Below are 22,148 nucleotides of genomic sequence, written 5' to 3'. Positions count from 1 at the left end.
TCCTACTGTTCCTTCAGTATGTATCCGATGCCGCGTACCGTTTGAATGTCTTTATGATACCCGAACGGTTCCATCTTTTTGCGCAGATGATGAACAAATACTTCTACTATGCCGATTGTTGTGTCAGAGTCGAATCCCCATACTCGATCGTATAGCTGTTCTTTCGTCAAAATGGCACATTTGTTTTGAATCATATATTCCAGCATTTCATACTGTTTTAACGTTAATTTTATTGGATGATCATCTACTAAAATGGCTTTTTCTTTTCCAAATAGTACAATCCCTCGATATTGAATCGTTTGATTTATCGTCAGACTACCGCTTCTTCTTAATAACGCTCGAATACGCGCTTGCAGTTCTTGTGCTTGAAATGGCTTGGTCAGGTAATCATCTCCTCCAAAGTCCAATCCTCTGACTCGATCTCCTAAAGAATCTTTAGCAGTTAAAAACAAAACAGGGGTCTCGATATGTCCCCCGCGTATCTTTTGTATAACCTCAAATCCATCCATTTCTGGAAGCATAACATCGAGGACAATCAAATCATATATATTTTGCATAGCCATAAATAGCCCTTCTTCTCCATTTTCTGCGCAATCTACTTCAAATTCTTCAGATAAAATTTCGTTAATAGACTGCAGCAAGGCTACATTATCTTCTACTACTAATATACGCATCATGTTTCCCTCCTTTCTTACATAATAACAAAACAAAGCGTTCGCAGAAACGAAACGCTTTGTTGTTTTTATTCGTATCGAAGCGCTTGAATCGGGTCAAGCTTAGACGCTTTATTCGCCGGAAATACACCGAATACAACTCCAACTAATAAAGAAAAAGCAAATGATAACAGCATAACAGGTATGGAATATGCTATTGTTGTACCCGTTGCTATAGTAAATATTTGAGCACTGATTACCCCAATTCCTACTCCAATAATTCCACCAAATGAACTTAGTACAACTGCTTCAATAAGGAATTGAAGAAGAATGTTTTTACGTTTTGCTCCAATTGCTTTTCTAATACCAATTTCTTTGGTACGTTCAGAAACTGATACAAGCATTATGTTCATTATACCAATCCCACCAACGATGAGAGAAATTGCTGCACTTCCGCCTAACAATAATGTCATGGTTTTATTGACAGATGATGCAGTTTCCATTAAATCCTTTGGGCTTGATACATTATAACTATCGGAATCCCCTACAATTGTATACATCGTTCTTTCAATAAGACTTGATACGAAATTAATCATATCTTCATTTTCTACCTTCACATATGTGGTACCAATATTAGAAGTAGAGGCTAAACGTTGACCTGTGCTAAGAGGGACAATAATCATACTATCTCCGCTTGTTCCTAATGAACTTCCAACTGATTCAAGAACCCCAACAACTTTATAGGATGTTCCATTCACCTTTACATATTCTCCCACGGGATTACCCAGTCCGAATAATGTTTGTGCTGCATCTGAACCAAGTACCGCAATTTTTGAATGATTATCATTATCCAAGTCTGCAATGAAGCGTCCTGATTGTAGGTGTAAATCACGGACATCTAAGTAGGAAGAAGTCGTTCCAATCATGGATAATTGGGTATTATTCCTTCCATTTTTCACTGTCACTCTTCCTGATACTGTTGGTGCAATTGCTTTAATACCGTTGACACCTTGAATCTGTTCTGCATCCTTTTCTTTAAATGTAACGTCCGACCCTGTAACCGTTACAGTTATTAAACTTGTACCCAAGCTTCCAATTTGGTCCTGTACTTCTTTTGTTGACCCTTGTCCAATCGCAACCATGACGATAACAGAGGATACACCGATAATAATCCCTAGCATTGTTAGGAATGATCTTATTTTATTTGCTTTGATGCTTTTCAGTGCCATTTTGAGTGTTTGCAAACCATTCACCTCCATTCTCATAGAGTTTTCCATCGTGAATACGAACAACACGGTTTGCTTTTTTTGCAACATCTAAATCATGCGTAATGAGAATAATGGTATGCCCCTGCTCATTTAATGAATGCATAATCTCCAAAATTTCCTTACTTGTTTTACTATCTAGTGCACCAGTTGGTTCATCCGCAAGTAAAATAGGAGGATGCCCAGCAAGCGCCCGAGCAATTGCGACACGTTGCTGCTGACCACCTGATAATTGGGTTGGTAAATGAGTCGCTCTATCTACTAATCCTACTTTTTTTAACGCTTCTAAAGCAATTTCTCTTCTTTCCGATGCTTTTATTCCGCGATAAATGAGAGGAAGTTCTACATTTTCAACCGCAGTTAACTTCGGTATCAGATTGAAATTCTGAAAAATAAAACCTATTTTTTCGTTTCGAATGGTTGCAAGTTGTGAACTCTTCATTTTCCCTACTTCTTCACTATCTAACAAATATTCACCTGAATCTGGTCGATCTAAACATCCAATCATGTTCATAAATGTTGACTTTCCAGAACCCGATGGACCTATGATTGAAATAAAATCACCTTTTTGAATATCGAGGGAAACACTTTGAAGAGCCAACATTTTTTCGCCACCAAGTTCATACACTTTCTGCATGTCTCTTATTTGAATAATCGGCTCATGAATAGTCATTAGTTCCCTCCTCGTCCGCCTGATGGAGCACCGCCGCCACTTGGGAAGCCTCCTCCATTTCTTCCTCCAAAATTGCCACTCGGGAAGCCACCACTTGGAAAGCCACCCCCTTGCATCATCATTCCTCCACGAGAAGAATTACCACTAGATCGGACTATCGGTATTTGAATAGACTCTCCTACTGTTAACCCACTTGTAACTTCTACAAACGTATCATTTGAAATACCAGTTTCTACTGTTACTTTTTTTGTAGATTGAGTGGAAGCGCTAGAAGTTGCTGGAACAAGTACATATTTTTCATCTCCACTTTTATACACAGCTTCTACTGGAACGTATAGTGCGTCGTCTTTACTCTCTATAGTGATACTAGCTTCTGTTGACATACCAATTTTCAAGCTTTTTGGGTCAGTGATTTGTACAGTAACGTCAAATGTAGATACACCATTTGATGGAGTTCCTACTTCTGCTACTTTCGTTACTTTCCCTTCGAATGTTTCATCCTCAAATGCACTTGCTGTTATTTTTACCAACTGCCCTACTTGTACTTTTGTAATATCTAATTCATCAACACTAATGGTTGTTTGCAATGAGTTATAATTTGTTATGTGTGCAACAGTCGCCGAATTTTGCACAGAATCTCCGCTTTTAACAGAAAGACTAGTGATTGTCCCATCAACTGGAGCTTTTAAGATACTTCCATCTGTAAAAGTTAATAGTGTTGTACCTTCTTTTACAACATCTCCTTCCTTTACACTAACAGTATCCGCTGTCAAGCTACTTCCACCACTTAAGCTATTGGAAGCATTATTGTCTCCCCTTGTTATAGGTGAAATAACCCCATCTTTGTCTTCGATACGAAGAAGGATAGTTCCTCGTGAAGCCCCATTGCCACTTTCCACATTAACTTCCTTGATTTCTCCATTATATGGAGCCGTAACAACAGCACCATTGCTAAACGTTACAAGTGTTTTACCTTTATATACTGTATCGCCAGATGCTACATTTACGCTATCTACAACAAGCGTTGTATTTTCTGCTGTTACATCTTGATCTGTACTTGCCGTAACCGAACCCGAACCACTAACTGCTACTTCTAACTTTCCTTCTTGTACTGTTGTTGTTTGTGCTACAGCTTCAACACTTAGAGTTTGATCTTTTTTACCTAATAAGAACCAGCCACTTGCTCCTCCTATTACGACAACAATTGCTGAAATAATAATCCACTTTTTCAAATTCCTATCTCCTTTTCAACATTAATTTTGATCCGATTGATCTTGACCAGGTTGGAATTGCCCCGGCTGGAATTGTCCATTACCTGGGAAGCCGCCCCCTCTTGATCTCATTTCTGAAAAGTCAGGGGTTGTACTTTGTTTATAGGTTAGATACCCTACCCCAATAGCTGCGCACGTACTTATCACCAAATTTACAATGAGTAAAATTTTTATTAGATTTTGTTTTGGCTTTTCCATCTTTATTCCTCCTTGTTTTAAGTTGATAAGCCCATTATGGATTTCGTTCCTTAACTTTTCCTTAAAATTTCTAACGAATGTTTAAAGTTTAGAAAAGTAAAGGCTTCCTCAATGGAATGAGGAAGCCTTTGTTTTTTTATGTATTATACGATTGCTTCAAGACGTACCACTCGTTGCCATGTGTTTACCAAAGGTAAGTAAGAAAGCGCAAGTGCCTTTTAAAAGCATCTTGTTCTTCGCTATTTCCTAAGTGCTTTGGACAAACATTGGCTACACTATTACCGTTAGAGTAATGGATCGTGAAGTCAAGTTGCTTTTGATTTGGATAATGAATGATAATATCCTGTCTTACTCTTTTAATAGCGTCCGAAGATACAATTTCGGACGCCGCTTCGCTTCTTTAGGTATAGAAACTATCTTTTTTTTAATCAACCTACAAATAGAAAGCACTAGGAAACACCATGAATACTGGATTCCTACCATTGCACTTCTAGATATTACTTTATACGAATGAAGCTTTTTTAAGTTACTGTTTCTCCAAGAAAACCAACTACTCTCTCTAAATTAACATAAAAAAAGAGGACACTCTAACATATGACTGAGTAATCCTCTTCAAACATCTATTAATTACTTTCGTAAAATTCTTTTGATATTCCTTGAATTAATGGTGAAGCTTCACCTGAATAGAAAATACGTAAATCGTGGAGAGATCTAGTGCAGCCTACATATAATAATTTGGCATCATACTTTGAATCTTTATAGTGATTTGCATCCACATCAATAAGTAACACTGCATCAAATTCCAACCCTTTAGCTAAATACACTGGTACGACAGAAATACCACCTTCGTATTTCCGTTGATTTGCTTCAATAACGTTTACATTAATCCCTGCGGTTAGTAACTTTTCATGTATTGAACGGCATTCAGCATCTGTTCTTCCTATAATCGCAATCGTCTTGTGATTTTCATTTTGTAAATCTTGTAATACCTTAACGATTTCGGTATTTTGATCATCTGTAGCAATCACTTTCACTTTTTTTCCGCTACGAAAAACTGGTGTTGCTAGACCTACTGGAACTTCGGCCTGCTTAATTACCTCATTTGCAAAGTCGATAATTTCCTTTGTAGAACGGTAACTTCTCGTCAGTTCATAATAACCCGTTTCTTGAAACACTTCTTTAAAGTCATTCCAGTCCTCTATACCTTGATAATTATAGATTGCTTGAGATAAATCACCTAAAATAGTAAAAGAATTACCTAGTGTAATCTCTTTTAATATATAAATTTGAAACGGCGAAAAGTCTTGTGCTTCATCGATAACAACATGATGAAATTTTTGCTTGCCTTCTATTCCCGTTAACTGATGATAAATATATAGGAGTGGTGCTAAATCTTCTACATGTACTTCTTTTTTTTGGCAATTCTTTTTTGTTTCTTGAACAAGTGCTTCAGGTAATACTTCTATTATTTCTTCTCGATTCATCAAGGATGTATAAAATGATAAAGCGCTCATTTTTGGCCAAAATTTCATATATGCATTTAATCTATTGTTGGCTTCTTTTTTCAATAGCTTTTTCTCGTCGGTTCCTTCAAACTTTTTAAGTTCTATCTCTATCCAACGCTTAATTCGTGCAACTAATCGTTCCCTCCGCTTTGTTAATGGATAATGCTTATATTCAACCAATAACCACTTCTTAATTTCATCTACTGTTATCACAGCTTGATCCCATAGTTCTAAATTAGTTGTTGGTACTAGATTTTCTTCAAATTGAATAAGACTTCTTTCAATAAATGACTTAAACTTGATTGACCCCTTTAATTTATCGAGCATAACTTTATTATTGTCACGATTAATTGAAAAAGCTTCTTTCAATTTTTCTTCTGGATGCTTCAATTTCACCGCATTATCTAAGAGACGTAACGCCCACTCTGGAAAAGTAGTTTGTTTAATATTACCTACTCCCAGTTCTGGAAGTACACCAGAAATATAGTCTAAAAACAAACTGTTTGGAGCGAAAATGATCATTCTATCTGCTTGTAGCTGTTCACGATATTCATATATTAAAAAAGCAAGGCGATGTAAAGCGACAGTTGTTTTTCCGCTCCCTGCAACCCCTTGTATCAATAATGGTACATTTTTTTCAGCTCGGATAATTTCATTTTGCTCAGATTGTATCGTTGAAACGATATCTTTTAATTTATTATCTTTATTTTCACCTAATCGGTATAAGAGAAATTCGTCTGTCAGAGATACATCTTCACTTCCTTTTACATACGTATCAACAACACGCTCTAGCTCTCTTTTACGAATGGCTATGTTTCTTTTTAAATAGACTTCTCCCTCTACCAATCCATCAGGAGATTGATAAAAAGCCAGTTCTTCTCCACCATTGAAAGAATAAAACATACTCGCAACTGGTGCACGCCAATCAATAACTATTGGTTTCTTCGCTTCCTCATCAGAAACACCGACTTTTCCAATATATAATGGACTTGGCTCTAAATGTCCATCCTCTCTAAAATCTAACCGACCAAAGTATGGCTCTTGTACACCAATTCGTAAGTTTTGCCGATTTAACTCCCTCATACTTTCAAGAATTTGCTCGGTATAGTTATCTCCATGATAAACTGGAATACTTTCTAGCTTGTTTATTCGCTCATCTAGTTTAGATAAAACTTCTTGCAATCTCTTTAATTCTGCTTCATAAATAGTACTCATTATGATACTACCTCCTAACCTTTCTAAAATTTCAGTCGAGTTACAATTGTATAAAATATGTATATACAAAGTCAATAACCACTTTGGAGTTTAATGTATAAGAAAATGATCGTAGATACAACATAGAGGAATGGATGCAGAAGTTTTAGTCAAATATTAAAGCCTCATAAATTAATGAATAAACGCGATCATTCACCATTCTTTTAAGGAGTGGATACATATGTCAATTTCCGAGAAAAAAGCACACCAATTGTGAAATAGATTTTCTTTCAATAATTGTTGGTACAGTGGTTTCTGCTGTTGCACTTAATATGTTAATTATCCCTGCAGGATTACTTTCTGGTGGTTTAACTGGGATTGCACATTAGGGTCTGCCCATTGATCTACGGATCTCTCGATTTTCCGCATCTCCTTCAGACATAACCTCACGATTATGCCATAGATTAGATTACTCAAGCTAGGTAAGTCTCCTTGAGGATGGACTTTCACCATTTGGCATAAGTCTCTTTCTGTATTACTCAATCGTTTCAGCAAAGTGACGTCGTCAGTAACAGGAATCAAGACAAAAGACACGTACCGTAAATGTAACGTGTCACTTATAACTGAGCGTTGCACAAAAACTAGTTGAAAATCAACTACAGCAATGGATTTCCGGTCTGCCAAATTATATCAAGGCTTATCTGCCGATTTCACCGTACGTTAGTTGAGTAAATAAAATACCCACCTAAAAATTAGGTGGGTGATTAATTGATGCTTATACGTAAATACAAGTTTAAAAAACTATTGTATTATTTAGACATTAGAAAGTATATTTTCTTTATACGTTACTATGAAAGTCATTATTTTTTGTGACAAATTAATTTACCAAAAGGAAAGCCTTAACTATCTTTTATTATGTTTTTTCTACTTCAACAATTAATCGTCAATTTTTTTCTTCTTTAGAACCTACAGATACCAAATTATTTATACAGTTACATTCTACATTTTCTATGTTTAACTCATCAATTGTGTAATTTGCAAAATTAAAAAAAATGATTTTATTAATTAGATATGGTTCTATTACTCCAGTTAGGCATTTTATTATTTCAAATGAAGAAATACTTACAATAAAATCAGCAACAGATGTAATTGAACTTATTGTAAAATTATTATTTGTATTTAAATCTATATATCCCTTTGTGTGTTTTTCATACACTTTATGTAAGTATTCATGAATGCAATTATAATCATGTGTCTTACCCGGTATTACAATTGGGAAAATTTTCCCTGTACTACCAGTATATCCTCCTGTAAATGATAAAGTAATATTAGTATTATTACCGTATTCTTGTACTAGTTTATCTATTTTTGGTTCATCACTTGCCACGATTATAATATCCACATCATTAAATATTGATAAATCATCTATATTACGAATTCTTTTATTATAAACTTCAACTTGAGGATTTTCTATCCTATCGTAAATATATTGTTTTGCAACAGTAGTTTTTGATTTATCAATATCACTTAATAAAAATGCTGGCTGACGGGTAAGATTTGTTCTTGAAACTAAATCATCGTCTATCAAAATAAATTTATTTATCCCAACAGTTACTAATTTAGATATTATTCCCATACCAATTGTACCACAACCGATAATTCCAACTTTTTTATTCATAATTTGTTCTTGAATTTGATATCTATTACTGACTTCTGTTTCAACCTCTGCCCATAATGGTATTACTCTTCCATATACTTTTTCTAGTTCTTCATGTTCTTTGGAAATTTCATCAAACTCGAATCCAATATATTTCTCGTTTATTAATAGTTCTAATATTTCATCCATTTCAATCATTTCTTCTTGTGAAACAACGTTTATCTTTTTTATGAGATTTTCTTTGGAGATTGATTCATTTAAATTTTTTATTACCTTTAAACCTAAAGGTGTAAGCTCGAAAATATCCCCTCCATCTCCGTCTTTTAAAGGTCTTGACATTATTACCTTCTTTTCCTTTTCATTTAAAAGAACTCTTATATACGGTTTAAATCTTATCATTGTATTTTCAACTCCTAAATAAAACACTAATTGAGCATTATAAATGGTCAATTAGTGTTTTATAAAATAAATGTAATATTATCGTGCTCCTTGTACGTTCACTGGGCAGTTTGCCATTTTTATTTGATCAGTTGTAATTTTTTTCATGTGATTCACCACCTTATTTAGTTAATAATGAAACATATTATTATAATACTCAAATATTTTACAATAGTCAATTTTTTTGTTAATTTTACAACATTTTGTATTAATTTCAATCTAATTTTCAAAAAGGATTAATTTATGAACCTATTATTTCTAATTGAATCTTGCAATTGCTCTAGCTTGCTAATCGTGACAACTATTATGCGATTAAACTATATATGTTGAAAAATCCATACTATATTGCGCCAATTCCATGGAATGTTGTGGTATAAGATAAAATCTTGCACATAACTTATAAAGCACTTTATTTGAATTTCATAGGATACTCCCATTTTTATGAAACACTCAAAAAAGGGTTAATACAAGTTACTTCGCCACTTCCATCAACCAATTAATATTGTGTGGAATTATTGAATTTTTAATTGGTCTTCTTCAATTGTAGTTACTACTGTACTACCAGGAAGAACAGTGCCTCCGACTAAAAACTTCGCAACGACTGTTTCTAAATGACGTTGGATAAATCGTTTTAATGGTCTTGCACCAAATGAAGTATCTGTACCTTCTGACACAATCCATTTAATGATATCATCGTCTACTTGCAACGTAATTTCCTGCTCCAGCAGCCTATCTTGAAGTTGTTTCACATACTTTTCTGCAATTTTTTCAAAATGGTCGTTCGTTAAAGAAAGGAACATAATGATGTCATCCAACCGATTTAATAATTCTGGTTTGAAATGCTCACGTAAAGAAGCCATTACAAGATTCTCTTCTTCTCCAATAACACCAGCAGAATTCGTCAAATATTGAGTTCCAATATTTGACGTTAGAATAACAACCGTAGTTGTAAAGTTGACAATTCTACCTTTGCTGTCTGTAATGCAACCGTCATCCATTAATTGCAATAAAATATTCGCCACAACGGAATGTGCCTTTTCAATTTCAACTAGCAACACAACAGAATATGGATTTCTGCTTACTGCTTCCGTTAATTGACCGCCTTCTTCATATCCAATATATCCTGGAAGTGCTCTAACTTAACGAAAAACACTATGTTTTTCCATATACTCCAACATATCAATTCGGACAAAATGCTCCTCCGAGTCAAATAAGTTGAAAGGTTGGTAATCGTTGGTTAATTAGTGGAGCACTATTTATCGGTGCAATCGGAATATTCGTTCTTCGTTATATGATCGAAGCTCCGGTTGAATGGAGCTATCTAATGCCCGGTTTTATACTTTTAGGTATTAGCAATGCTTTAGTCAATCCTCCTATTTCAAATGCTGCTATGAGTTCAGTTGATAAAGAGCAAGTGGGGATGGCTTCTGGTATTTTAAATGTCTTTAGACAAGTGGGGATTTCTTTTGGCGTTGTGATGCTAGGAATTAAATTAACGGAAGGATATAACGATTCGCTGAACACTAATATCATGAACTTAACCAATATTCCTACCGAGTTTGGAAATCAAATGCTGGCTGTTTTCCATAAAGCTGGAGCTTTTGCAGGTTCACAAATTTTTGATAGCAAGCAAGCTGAAACATTTAAAGCTATGCCAGCTTTTGATGAAATGAAGAAACTCGTTTTTAATGCTTTTAATTCAGGTATGCAAGATGTAACACTAATGATTGGTATCTTCTTATTAATTGGTACATTCGCTAGTGCAATTTTGATTAAAAACAAACAGAATATACAGATCGGGAATTAATCTTCTTTCATCAGAGTTTTTGTTCCCTGCGTTACTAAGAACAATTTGTGAGTACAATAAAAAAGACCATTTGATGTGTGGGCATCAAACGGTCCAATATAATAGTGGGCTCCCTACAAGGGTTCTTTTTGTTCCCTATGTCAGAAACAAACATGAAAATCACAACATTCATGATTGTTTGAATTAACGTGAATGTTTTTGACACAGGGACACGATTTTACACAGGGACATGATTTATTAGTTAGATTTTTCATTCGCATCTTTGTTGTAATTGAACTGAGAAGGATCAACTGGAGTATATCCTTTTGGCGTATAGAATCTTAATAAGTCACCATTCACGACTTTATCAGAAAGCTCCAATTTACGATCCACTTCTTTTTTAATAGTATCTGCGAACTCTAATTGACTATCATCTAGTGGTAAACCTGTTTTATTGTCATAAAATTTTTCATTAATTGAATCAATCATAGGACTGACAAAATCACCATTTCTAAATGGAACAATTTCATTATGCTCCTCTGATAATAAGTCTGAACCAAATTGAACAAACTGTTTCGTATCAATTCCTAATAAATGTAATAACGTTGGTAGAAGGTCTGTTTGGCCACCATAAGTGTGGTTGATTCCACCTTTCATCCCTGGAACATGTATGAATAATGGTACGCGTTGTAAATTAGCACTCTCATATGGTGTAATTTCTTTTCCCATGACTTGTCCCATCGCTTTATTATGATTACCCGAAATTCCATAATGGTCACCATAAAGAACAATCATCGAATTATCATATAAGCCTAATTCTTTTAATTGATTGAAGACCTGTTCGATTGCTTCATCTGTATAACGAGCTGTTTGAAAATAATCGTCAACACTTGCATCTCCAGTATCGGCTTTATTAATTGTTACTAGGTCTTGATTCATACTATATGGAAAGTGGTTTCCTACCGTAATAAATTTCGCATAAAAAGGTTGTGGTAACGAACTTAAAAGACTTTCAGATTGTTCATAGAATGGTTTATCTAACAAACCATATTCAGCCATATCTTTTGAAGAACTCGTGTCATAATAACTAGCATCATAGAAGTGATCGAATCCAAATGATTTATAAATTTCGTTTCGATTCCAGAAGCTTCCGTTATTACCGTGGAATACAGCTGATGTATAACCATAATCTTTTAAAATACTAGGAGCTGCTTGGTACTTATTTTGTGCTTTTGTAATATAAGCAGACCCTTGTGGTAACCCAAATATAGAATTTTCCAACATAAATTCTGCATCGGACGTTTTACCTTGACCAGTTTGATGGAAGAAATTATCGAAATACATTGTATTCTTATCTTTTGTTAATGAATTTAAAAATGGTGTAACTTCTTCGCCGTTTAATTTGTAGTTGATAAGAAAGTTTTGGAATGATTCTAAATGTAAATAGATGACGTTCATTCCTTTTGCTTTACCAAAATATTTTGCATTAGGGTCGGCGTAGTTAGATTGTATATAGTTATTCACTTCTGTAATATCACTACTATCCGCCATAGCTCTAAGTGATGATGCTTTCATAGTTTCTACTGAGTCATAAATCGAATAGTTATACATTCCTAGATATTTCACAATATAGTTTCTATCAAAACCCCTAGTTAATAGTTGCGGACGACTAATTTCAGCTAGTCCTAAATTTATGATTGATACTACTAAAGCAAAAGCAATAATTGCTATTGCTTTTTTATACCCAAAACGATTTGTTTCTTTTTGTATTTTTCTTGAGAATCGTAAGAATAACATTACAAATACATCCACAAAGAACAAGATATCAAAAGGTTTTATTAAAGTAAGAATACTTCCACCTAAATCTCCGAAGTTCTGCGTTTGGAAAATTGTGGGTAATGTTATGAAATCACTAAAAAATCGGTAATAAACAACATTGGCATATAAAAGAATAGACATAAGAGTATAAACTATAACTAGTGATGTGTATTTTTTCTTTCCTCTAAATAAAAATGAAATTCCTAGAAATAGTAATGCTGAACCTAGTGGATTTAATATTAAAAGGAATTGTTGAAGAGGTCCTTCTACACCTAGTTTAAATTGTGATGTTTGAGTGATATATGTTTTAATCCATAACATCAAAACAGCTATTATATATATTCCTAAAAAGTTGTTTAAACGATTATCTTTTTTACTTATTAGATTTTTCATTTTCGCACCAACCTTTTACTTATTTGAATTCAAATCTTGATTTATAGTAATTTACATTATTGACATTAAACTTTAATAAATGTTACTTTACTATAACTTTTTTCTGTAACTAGTGTAGAGTACTCCCATTTTACACTTCCGTCAAGTTATTAATATCCTATAACATGACACTAAAAAAACGTCAAAGCCTTGTTGTATCAAGGTTTTGACGTTCATAGAAAATATATCATCCCATAAATTGGAATCTGTGTGTGACGGTGCATTTGTGAGAAACTTTCATGAGAATGCACCCCAATCCTAACTTTTTATTACGGGAAATGTTGCCTCTCTCAACTTGCACTCTTAAATCCTACCCCCTTCTGACTTAGATGACTTTTCCCCGATAGTACCCTCTGCAAAATACAGATTGATTTGGTTTTATTATGATCAAAATTGAATTAACAATATCGGATGCAGAGATGATCAAATTGAACCAACTGATAAATAACAGGAGTGCTTTCAAATCCCCCGATACAAAAAACGAACTAACTGCCGGGATTATTGATAATCCTATAAAAGGTAAGCTCATGAAGACCCAATATCTTTTTTTAGAAAGAATTGCATTTGTATGGATCCAAAAATAGATTCCTCTGAACGTTAAGCTCATGTCGCCTTTCTTGTGTATGACAAGCATATGAAGCGCTTCATGTATGACAAATACTAGAAGAATGATTAGAAGAAGGGGGAAGTTTGTCAATTGAGCGAAGCTTACCTCGAACCAAATTGGTGCTAGAAAAAAAGCAGCCATTAATAAGTAAACAAACTTCATGAAATGCTTTCTAAACCATGGATGTTGAATGAAAGGCTTCCAATCTTCTACATCCATACTTATCTGAGGCAAATGTCGAAACCACACGATCATAACCATTCCTGCCTTTCCTATAATCTACTCTTAACAATTATATGCACTTAGCTATTTTCATTTTTTATTTACTCCACCTGCTTTGTGAAATGAAAAGCGGCTACCTCTACTCCCTTTCTTAAAGTATCTATTTCGTTGTCATTTCCTGAAATCCTTTATTCCTGTTTTAATAATGTTTCTTACTCAGGGAAGATATTTTATTTTCAGAATAGCGGGAATTATTCCTGACACAGGGACACGATTCAAAACTTTCCCATCCCCCTGTCCACTTTTCGCTTCCTCCCTTCTATATAGAAGGAAAAGGGGGAATATTAATGACTCACTACTTACAAAACTACGCTCGTTTCAATTCAATAGCGGAGATGGATGATGCTGCTGCAAAACATTGCGCGTTCCATCGAAACGAGCTAAACCAATCGGACCAACTTGTGCTAGATGTAATCCGAAGGTATTCGGTGAAATATGGAGCTGCCCATTTAAAACACGCAACGATTGAAACAGCTATCGGCAAGTCGAATGCGACTGTTCGTCGGGCGATTCGGAAGCTCGAACAGCTTTGCATTATTCTACGCCTTCACTATGTACGTCCTGTTATGAGCGGGCTAGGTGCTAACATTTATATTATTTTACCCTTCGATGACCAGGGGGGGCTGAACAGTCGGGATGATGCGAACAAACCGCATGACGACGAGGAAAATGAGCCGATTTCTGAGAATGAACCGTTATTCTTAAAATCTTCTATTAAAAATATTACTACCACGTCTCCTATGGAATCAAAAAAGTTATCCACAAGTCTATTTAGCAGAATGAAAGAATTACTTGCAAATACAATTGGTGAAACAAAAGGAGCACGCGATTTTTTCGGCATCCACCTGTCTTTATCGGGTGATATGTTGCGTTTTGATGTTTATAAAGATGATGGAGAAGTTTTTGATGACCTGGCCTATCGTGCGCTGAGAATTGCAGTGATGGCAACAAAGCGAAAACAAATTCGTAACTTGCCTGGTTATTACAAAGGCGTGCTTCGCAAATTAATTGATGAGACTTATTTTAAGGATATGTTTATGTATTTTGATGTCCCACTAGAAGACTTTTATTTTCCGGAGAATTGAAATTTGTTCCCTGTGTTAGAAACAAACGTGAAAATCACAACATTCACGTTTGTTTGAATTAACATGAATGTTTCTGACACATGGAAGGTATTTGACACAGGGAAGGTATTTCTACAGATATATTGACAAATATTTTTTTAAATATATCATTAGAAGTCCTGCCAACAAAATGTTGGTGTTAAGGGAACTGTGAAAAGTTCATTCTTTTTTATGGAGGATGGAAAATATGAACAAAGAGCTACTAATGGAAAGTGCACGTAAAATGAAAGCAGCAGCATATGTACCTTATTCTAAATTCCCAGTAGGAGTAGCATTATTACTAAAAGATGGTACTGTAATTAATGGAGTGAATGTAGAAAATGTTTCATTAGGTGCAACTAATTGCGCCGAAAGAACAGCTATTTTTACTGCAATATCAAATGGTTATAGAAAGGGAGATTTTCAGGCTATAGCTGTCTCAGGTGACACGGTAGATTTTCTTCCACCTTGTAGCATTTGTAGACAAGTTTTAGCAGAATTCTGTTTACCCGAAATGCCTGTTTATTTAACAAATGAGAACAAAGATATATTAGAATTGACCTTGGGGGATTTACTACCCTACGCTTTCACTGATTTAGAGATGTAAATATAATATTTAATGAACTAATGATTGTTCCATAAATTCAATAAGAGCATGTTATGATTAATATTTTTTCATAACATGCTCTTTCTATTTGTTCATTTTTATTAGTATTCTGTTAAGTATTGTGTCGGCATGGTTGTTTCTTTTCGCTTCCAATACCCAGCAGGATCATTCAGTAATCCATGAACGGACCCTGTTAGTTTAGCTAATATTTATATCATTCAGTTCATCATTCTATTTCCCCTTCCCCTAACTAAATAAGTAGGGCTATTTTTCTCCTCCTTACAACATTCATTAACTTCTCTCATTACATTTTGTATATTTTTTGATTTGCTTGAACTTTGCAGAGAGCTTTTGAATTTCATAAAAATACTTATAACATCTCTAATCTACCACTATATTTCTCAACAAAATAAAAATTTCCATTGCACACTTAATGAATATACCTTACAATAAGTTGAATAAAAATTCATAAACAATCTTAAAAGGAGCTTATGGAATGGAGAAAAACATCGAAGTTACACACCAAAATCATTCTCAAAAAAAAGACAAGAAAGCTCTGAACATTAATGCATTTGTATTACTTTTCTTTGTGATTGTCATTTCGGCTATTTTGACATACATTATGCCAGCTGGAGAATATGATCGAGTAGAAAAAGACGGACGTACGATTGTCACTCCTGATTCTTTTCATTTAACAGATTCATCTCCAGTCGGTTTTTTTGATATTTTTTCTAGTATTCATACTGGTTTGGTCAATGGTGCCGGCATTATCTTTTTCATTTTAATTATTGGCGGGGCTTTTGGAATATTAAAGACAACAGGCGCTCTCGATGCATTGATACTAAATTTAACAGCCAAACTTGCCAATCGAGAATTACTGCTTATCCCAGTTCTTATGTTGTTTTTTGGAGCAGGCGGCACATTAATGGGGATGTCTGAAGAGACCATTGTATACATTGCAATTATCACTCCACTCGCGATTGCTTTAGGGCTGGATGCAATGGTTGGTTTTGCAATTGTATCACTTGGAGCAAATATCGGTTTCATGAGTGCTATCTTGAATCCTTTTAACGTTGGAATCGCACAAAGTATTGCCGAATTGCCTACATTCTCAGGGATCGGTCTCCGAATTGTATTATTCGTTACGTTATACCTTGTTGGAGTCATCTACGTTTACCGTTACGCTAAAAAAATCAAAGCCAATCCTGAAAAGAGGTTTATCGGAATCGTTCAAGAAGGAAATCAAGTGAACGTCGATTCTACTGTTAAACTAACGACTCGTCATAAATGGATTCTATCCATCTTTTTACTAAACTTTGTAGTCTTGATTTTCGGAGTTATCAAACTAGGTTGGTATATAACTGAAATCGCCTCTTTGTTCCTACTATTTGGCATTATTATCGGAGTCGTTGGTAAACTAAGTCCGAACAAAATGGCAGACAGTTTCATAGACGGTGCAAAAGAGCTTATTGGTGGTGCTTTAATCATTGGGTTCGCACAAGCAATTCTCGTTGTTATTCAAGATGGGAAACTTATTGACTCTGTTTTATTTTACTCTTCAACCTTTTTAAGTCAGCTATCGCCGATTATGAACGCAATCGGCATGTTCTTTTTACAACTCTTTCTCAATTTCTTTGTTCCTTCTGGAAGTGGGCAAGCGGCACTTACAATGCCAATCATGGCACCATTATCTGACCTTGTAGGCGTGACAAGACAAACTGCAGTACTTGCTTTCCAGCTTGGTGATGGTATTTCCAATTCTATCTTCCCAACATCAGGCGTATTACTTGCTGGACTTGCTGTTGCAGGAATACCCTATACTAGATGGGTAAAATGGGTTCTCCCTTTACTTTTGATTCAAATAGTTATCACTATTCTTTTCTTAATTATTGCTCAAGTAATTCATTACGGACCGTTTTAACTTCATTCAACTGAAGTCCCCCACTTCTATAAGTGAGGGGCTGAATGAGGCTAAAGCCTCCGACTGATGCCACAGATTTTAAAGGGAGTTAAGGAAGGCTGTCTAAGTTCGCGACGTCCTGTCGCAGACTGCATAACCAAAAGCTCAATTCAAAATCTTGGAGCAATCAAGCCGAGGCGAGATTGATTAATTATTCAGTAAGAGGTCAAACTCTTGCTGAGTTTATTTTTTCTCTGCGTAATTGAACATGACTAACGGAGGTTTAACTATGTACAAAACAAAACTTGTAGATTCAAATTTAATCGATTGGACAATTGAACAACGCAGACATTTTCATATGTACCCTGAGTTGTCTGGTCAAGAATATGAAACAGCTGCATATGTAAAAGGAAAATTAGACGAATTTGGCATCCCAATCGATCCAAAATTTTCAGCACCTAATGTTGTGGCGTATTTCAAAGGGACAGAAGGGAAAAAGACGATTGCTCTTCGGGCGGATATGGATGCCCTTCCACTGTATGAAGAAGGAGATAAACCTTATATTTCAACAGTTCCTGGCGTTATGCATGGTTGTGGACATGACGGACACACTGCAACTTTACTTGCAGTTGCAAAATGGATGAGTACGCACCCGGATTTAATAAAAAATAATATCGTTTTGATCTTCCAAAGCTCTGAAGAAGCATCACCGAGCGGGGCGAAACAGCTTGTCGAGGAAGGTGTATTAAACGGTGTCGATGTCATTTATGGCATTCATTATATGTCCAATATGCCGCTAGGGAAAATTGGATTTGCGACTGGTCCTGCAATGGCATCTTGTGATGACTTTGACATTGTTATTGAAGGAAAAGGTGGACATGGGGGTAGTCCACACGAAACAGTAGATCCTATCTACATAGCAACTCATCTTATACAAGCATTCCAATCCATTATTAGTAGAAATTTAAATCCTTTACATGCAGGTGTCATTTCATTTGGAGGCATGCAGGCTGGAAATTCATACAACGTCATTCCAGATAAAGTACATTTACAAGGTACAATTCGTGCTTTAACGTATGAAGGTGCTGAGTTAATGAATACTAAAACTGCTCAACTGACGAAATCTATTTGTGAAAGTTTTGGCGCAACAGGCCATTATCATTACATCGAAGGCACGCCCCCAGTATACAATCATCCAGAAGCATGTGAAGTTGCAAAAGAAATCATCCAAAAGACGTTTGGGGATGAGGTGTTTATACCATTTGAACCTGTACTCGGAGCTGAAGATTTTGCGTACTACTTAAAAGAAAAAGTAGGTGGCTTTATTAACGTAGGGATGCAAAGTGAAAATAGCCAGTATCCTCACCATCATCCGAAATTTGATATCGATGAAGCTGCCATACCAGCTGGAATTGAACTAATGATTCATTTAGCTTTATATGCTTAACAAAACAAAAGGCGATTTATCCCACATTAAGTGAGATGAATCGCCTTTTGTTTTGTTCCCTGTGATAGAAACAAACGTGAAAATCACAACATTCACGTTTGTTTGAATTAACATGAATGTTTCTGTCACAGGGAAGGTATCAATTCTTTTTTCACAAAAAATTCTAGGTGTTCTTTTAGAAATCCAACATAACGGTCGACTTCTTCTAATGTTGTGTATGGTGAGATTGCAAAAAATTTATGTGCATATATGGATATCCGCTTGTTTGAGTCTGCTGCTTCGACCAGACACTGCTTTTTTGTGTTTCCAAAGAAGACGGTATCTCGTTCGATACCAATAACCTCGGCAAACTCGTCATTAAATTGATTAATTTCCGTCAATTCTTCTACTGTTAACAGTCCGTTCAATTCATCATTCCATTTTGTCTTTTCAGGATAAAAACGGAATGTTGTAATCGGTGAAATCTCATTCGTGATCACCACATTTGAAACTTCTTTTATTAACGTCTCTCTAAATGCTAAATTGACACGAATATAGTTGGCTAAAAGCTCTTGATAGCCTTCGATTCCAAATGCTAATAAAGACGCATAAATCGACAAAGCACTTCCCATTCGTGAGCATTCGAGCGTGTAGCCTGTATGATAGCTACCATAACCTCGATTTCCAACATAAGGCGTTTCCGCCGCATCCAAATCAACATACTTAAGATACTCTCTGTTTTTGATTAAAAATAAACTCGTGATGTATGGAGTTTGTCCAAGCTTATGGAAATCAAAGACCATACTATCTGCAAGCTTGATATGTTTAAAATTCTGTTGATAGGATTTCAATACCTCATTAACATTGTCTTCAAATCCCAGAGCATTGCTTTCAAAGTCGTAATTATTAAAGAATGTATACATGCCACCCATAGCAGAGTCTGCATGAATGTAGATTGGATATATGTAATGTGTGCGTTCCAATTCTTCCGCTATCTTCTTAATTCCTTCAATGTCATCAATCCCGAATGTATCAGTACTTCCCATTGTGGCAAGGACATAAAGAGGAACGCCGCCTTTTGCAATAACATGCTCCATTTTTTCTTTTAAATCTTCTAGATTCATAGAATGATCAGCATTAGCCTTCACGCGAATCATGTTTTCTACGCCAATCCCAGTTGCTTCTACAGATTTATACAGACTGTAGTGTGATAGCTCAGAACAGAAGCAATAGAGATTTTGCGGTACTCCATTTTGATTAGAGGACGGCGCGTAACGGGCAATGGCAAGACGTAAAGAATTAAAGACAGCCCCTTGTCCTCCCCAAGTTGTATATCCTGCACTGATGTTTTCATCGTATCCGATAAGTTTGGATAGCATACTTGTTATTTCGATTTCTGCTGTAGCAGCTGCTGGGCCTTCCACATCCCAAAGATTGTTCCCATTGACTAGCACCATTACTAAATTCCCAATAATACTAGCAATATTCGGAAGTGGCGCTGCATTGGCTACATAATTTCGATTGACGTACCGATGTCCTTCAACAAGTTTTAGAAGCTCTTGAATCACTACTTCCATTGACACTCCAGTTTTCGGAACATCCGCCTTTTGAATGACACGATTATAGTAATCCTCTGTGTACTCGGGCATTTCTCCTAGAGTTAGTTTGTTAGGATCCTTTAATTCATCTATTTTCGTTAAAATCGTCCTAAAGTGGGACAATAATTCCTCTCTTTGAAAGCCATTCCCGTCCATACTAGGAAACAATTTTTGTACTTCCTTCATTGTTTTACCTCCTTGATGTTTATAGTATTTACCCGCATAAAAAGGTGCTTCCCACAAGTTGGATCAACCTATAAGAAGCACACTTATTTTTATCAGCTAGCAAGGTGAATATCTTTAGACAGCTGCACTGACCTTATTTTTAGCATCTTTATCTTCCACATTTTCTACACCGTGATTCCATGCAAATAGTAATTTGTTAACATCATTTTTCATTTCTACAAGATTCTTTGCTTCTTGATCAAGTTTTTGCATTGTATTCAGTTCATCATCACTAATTTCTATTAGTTCTTCAAACATTTCAACAGATTCGCGAGAGATAGAAGCTATCTCAACAATTGTTGACATTATCTGCTGAGAAACAGAAGATAATTCTTCTGTACTTGCAGATGAATTTTCATTATTTTCAGCAATGATTTTTGTAATAGATAGAATCTTTTCAAACATGGTTCCAACCTCTACAATGGTCGTATTTGTCTCTTTAAACTCTTCTGTTCCCTGTTGCATTGACTTGACTACAATTTCAGTTTCTTCTTGTATATTCTTTACAATATTAGATACTTCAGAAGAAGACTGGCGTGATTGTTCGGCCAATTTTCGAACCTCATCAGCAACAACCGCAAATCCTTTACCGTGTTCCCCCGCACGAGCTGCTTCTATTGCCGCATTCAATGCCAATAAATTAATTTGTTCTGAAATCCCTGTAATCACTTTTACAATAGTGCCGATTTCGAGAGATTTTTCTCCAAGTTTATTTATTGCACTAAATGTTGTATTTACCGTCTGATTAAACTGCTCCATTTTTTCTAAGGAATCCTTTAGTTTCTCGTTTCCTTCTTGCGTCAATTCTAAGGTTGTGTTCGATTGTTCTGAAATTTGATTTGATCTCACTGATAGATCTTCAATAGCATGTGCCATATCTTCCATAGATTCGGCGCTTTCTTCTGTTGCTACTAATTGTTTCTGTAATCCTCTACCTACCTCATCAATTGCAGCTCTAACAATATCCGCTTTCTCAGAAGCATATTCACCGATTTCAGCGAGCTTTTCTCCTTTTTCATGTACATTATTTGAAAATGAAACAAACTTTTCCCTTACACGGCTAAAGAACTCAATTAGTTGATTAAATACAGCATAATCAGCACTTCTTTCATTAACTTTGCTTGTGATATTACCTGCTGATATTTCTTTCATTCCATTTATTATTTCTTTATTAATATGAGGATGATTTTTTAGTGAAAAATAGCGGAAAGCAAAATACACCGATACCCCAATTAAGATAACAATTATTCCTAGCAAAATAGCTTCCATGATATATATATCTCCTACTCCTATTTATTATTGAATTAGATTTTCTCGAATCAATTTCATAATTCAAATTTAGAACATAAAACACTAACAATATTAATGTGAAATGTATGAATATATATAATATACTCTTCATAAATCAGTATGATTTCCGCTATAGGCAGACGCTTTCCGCGGGGTGAGAGATGAGCCATCACCGCCGCATTCGCGTCGTTTGTAATGTCTCATCTTTCTCACTCATCCC

16 protein-coding genes and 2 pseudogenes are annotated in these 22,148 nt (G+C 35.3%); 6 read left to right on the top strand and 12 right to left on the bottom strand.

Annotation, left to right across the window (positions count from 1 at the left end; genetic code table 11):
• Positions 1–2: 2 nt before the first annotated feature.
• The 6 genes from ACFVR1_RS18085 to ACFVR1_RS18060 form a co-directional block, all read right to left on the bottom strand.
• Complete coding sequence (locus ACFVR1_RS18085; protein WP_387586037.1) at positions 3–674, bottom strand: response regulator transcription factor; 672 nt, start codon at positions 672–674, stop codon at positions 3–5.
• Positions 675–742: 68 nt separating this feature from the next.
• Positions 743–1,906, bottom strand: a complete 1,164-nt coding sequence (locus tag ACFVR1_RS18080; RefSeq protein WP_387586019.1) for an ABC transporter permease — start codon at positions 1,904–1,906, stop codon at positions 743–745.
• The gene (locus ACFVR1_RS18075) at positions 1,854–2,585 is read right to left on the bottom strand and encodes an ABC transporter ATP-binding protein (protein ID WP_387586036.1); all 732 of its coding nucleotides are present in this window, start codon (positions 2,583–2,585) and stop codon (positions 1,854–1,856) included. Before ACFVR1_RS18075 ends, ACFVR1_RS18080 begins: the two co-directional genes overlap by 53 nt.
• Before the next feature lie 5 nt (positions 2,586–2,590).
• Positions 2,591–3,823, bottom strand: coding sequence for an efflux RND transporter periplasmic adaptor subunit (locus tag ACFVR1_RS18070; protein WP_387586017.1), 1,233 nt, complete (start codon positions 3,821–3,823; stop codon positions 2,591–2,593).
• A gap of 21 nt (positions 3,824–3,844) precedes the next feature.
• Positions 3,845–4,060 (bottom strand): hypothetical protein, encoded by a 216-nt coding sequence (locus ACFVR1_RS18065; RefSeq protein WP_387586015.1) that lies wholly within the window; start codon positions 4,058–4,060, stop codon positions 3,845–3,847.
• A gap of 623 nt (positions 4,061–4,683) precedes the next feature.
• Positions 4,684–6,780, bottom strand: a complete 2,097-nt coding sequence (locus tag ACFVR1_RS18060; protein ID WP_387586014.1) for a HelD family protein — start codon at positions 6,778–6,780, stop codon at positions 4,684–4,686.
• Between the two features lie 197 nt (positions 6,781–6,977).
• On the opposite strand from ACFVR1_RS18060, the gene ACFVR1_RS18055 reads away from it, so the two are divergent.
• Positions 6,978–7,148 (top strand): YitT family protein, encoded by a 171-nt coding sequence (locus ACFVR1_RS18055; protein WP_387586034.1) that lies wholly within the window; start codon positions 6,978–6,980, stop codon positions 7,146–7,148.
• Positions 7,149–7,702: 554 nt separating this feature from the next.
• Here ACFVR1_RS18055 and ACFVR1_RS18050 read toward each other — a convergent pair.
• Both ACFVR1_RS18050 and ACFVR1_RS18045 read right to left on the bottom strand, forming a co-directional pair.
• Positions 7,703–8,815, bottom strand: coding sequence for a ThiF family adenylyltransferase (locus ACFVR1_RS18050; protein ID WP_387586013.1), 1,113 nt, complete (start codon positions 8,813–8,815; stop codon positions 7,703–7,705).
• Between the two features lie 551 nt (positions 8,816–9,366).
• Positions 9,367–10,068, bottom strand: a pseudogene (locus ACFVR1_RS18045) (AAA family ATPase); the annotation flags it as partial.
• Positions 10,069–10,088: 20 nt separating this feature from the next.
• Here ACFVR1_RS18045 and ACFVR1_RS18040 point away from each other — a divergent pair.
• A pseudogene (locus ACFVR1_RS18040) lies at positions 10,089–10,661 on the top strand (MFS transporter); the annotation flags it as partial.
• A 237-nt stretch (positions 10,662–10,898) separates the two neighbouring features.
• Here the strand turns inward: ACFVR1_RS18040 and ltaS are convergent.
• Entirely contained in the window at positions 10,899–12,851 is a 1,953-nt protein-coding gene (ltaS, locus tag ACFVR1_RS18035) for a lipoteichoic acid synthase (protein ID WP_387586011.1), read from the bottom strand.
• A 364-nt stretch (positions 12,852–13,215) separates the two neighbouring features.
• Entirely contained in the window at positions 13,216–13,758 is a 543-nt protein-coding gene (locus ACFVR1_RS18030) for a DUF3267 domain-containing protein (protein ID WP_387586009.1), read from the bottom strand.
• A gap of 308 nt (positions 13,759–14,066) precedes the next feature.
• Between ACFVR1_RS18030 and ACFVR1_RS18025 the strand changes: the two genes are divergently transcribed.
• The 4 genes from ACFVR1_RS18025 (at position 14,067) to ACFVR1_RS18010 (ending at position 18,836) form a co-directional block, all read left to right on the top strand.
• Positions 14,067–14,864, top strand: a complete 798-nt coding sequence (locus tag ACFVR1_RS18025) for a helix-turn-helix domain-containing protein (RefSeq protein WP_387586008.1) — start codon at positions 14,067–14,069, stop codon at positions 14,862–14,864.
• Between the two features lie 226 nt (positions 14,865–15,090).
• On the top strand, positions 15,091–15,489 hold the full coding sequence (locus ACFVR1_RS18020; RefSeq protein WP_387586007.1) for a cytidine deaminase: 399 nt from the start codon (positions 15,091–15,093) through the stop codon (positions 15,487–15,489).
• Between the two features lie 496 nt (positions 15,490–15,985).
• Positions 15,986–17,410, top strand: coding sequence for a YfcC family protein (locus tag ACFVR1_RS18015; RefSeq protein ID WP_387586005.1), 1,425 nt, complete (start codon positions 15,986–15,988; stop codon positions 17,408–17,410).
• Positions 17,411–17,678: 268 nt separating this feature from the next.
• Complete coding sequence (locus tag ACFVR1_RS18010; protein ID WP_387586003.1) at positions 17,679–18,836, top strand: M20 metallopeptidase family protein; 1,158 nt, start codon at positions 17,679–17,681, stop codon at positions 18,834–18,836.
• A 125-nt stretch (positions 18,837–18,961) separates the two neighbouring features.
• Here ACFVR1_RS18010 and ACFVR1_RS18005 read toward each other — a convergent pair whose 3' ends face one another.
• Together ACFVR1_RS18005 and ACFVR1_RS18000 are read right to left on the bottom strand one after the other, a co-directional pair.
• Complete coding sequence (locus ACFVR1_RS18005; RefSeq protein WP_387586002.1) at positions 18,962–20,599, bottom strand: pyridoxal phosphate-dependent decarboxylase family protein; 1,638 nt, start codon at positions 20,597–20,599, stop codon at positions 18,962–18,964.
• A 114-nt stretch (positions 20,600–20,713) separates the two neighbouring features.
• On the bottom strand, positions 20,714–21,907 hold the full coding sequence (locus ACFVR1_RS18000) for a methyl-accepting chemotaxis protein (protein WP_387586001.1): 1,194 nt from the start codon (positions 21,905–21,907) through the stop codon (positions 20,714–20,716).
• Positions 21,908–22,148: the final 241 nt, after the last annotated feature.

It is taken from the genome of Psychrobacillus sp. NPDC058041 (assembly GCF_042885655.1).
Classification (GTDB): Bacteria; Bacillota; Bacilli; order Bacillales_A; family Planococcaceae; genus Psychrobacillus.
This window is presented reverse-complemented; position numbering and strand designations above follow the sequence as displayed.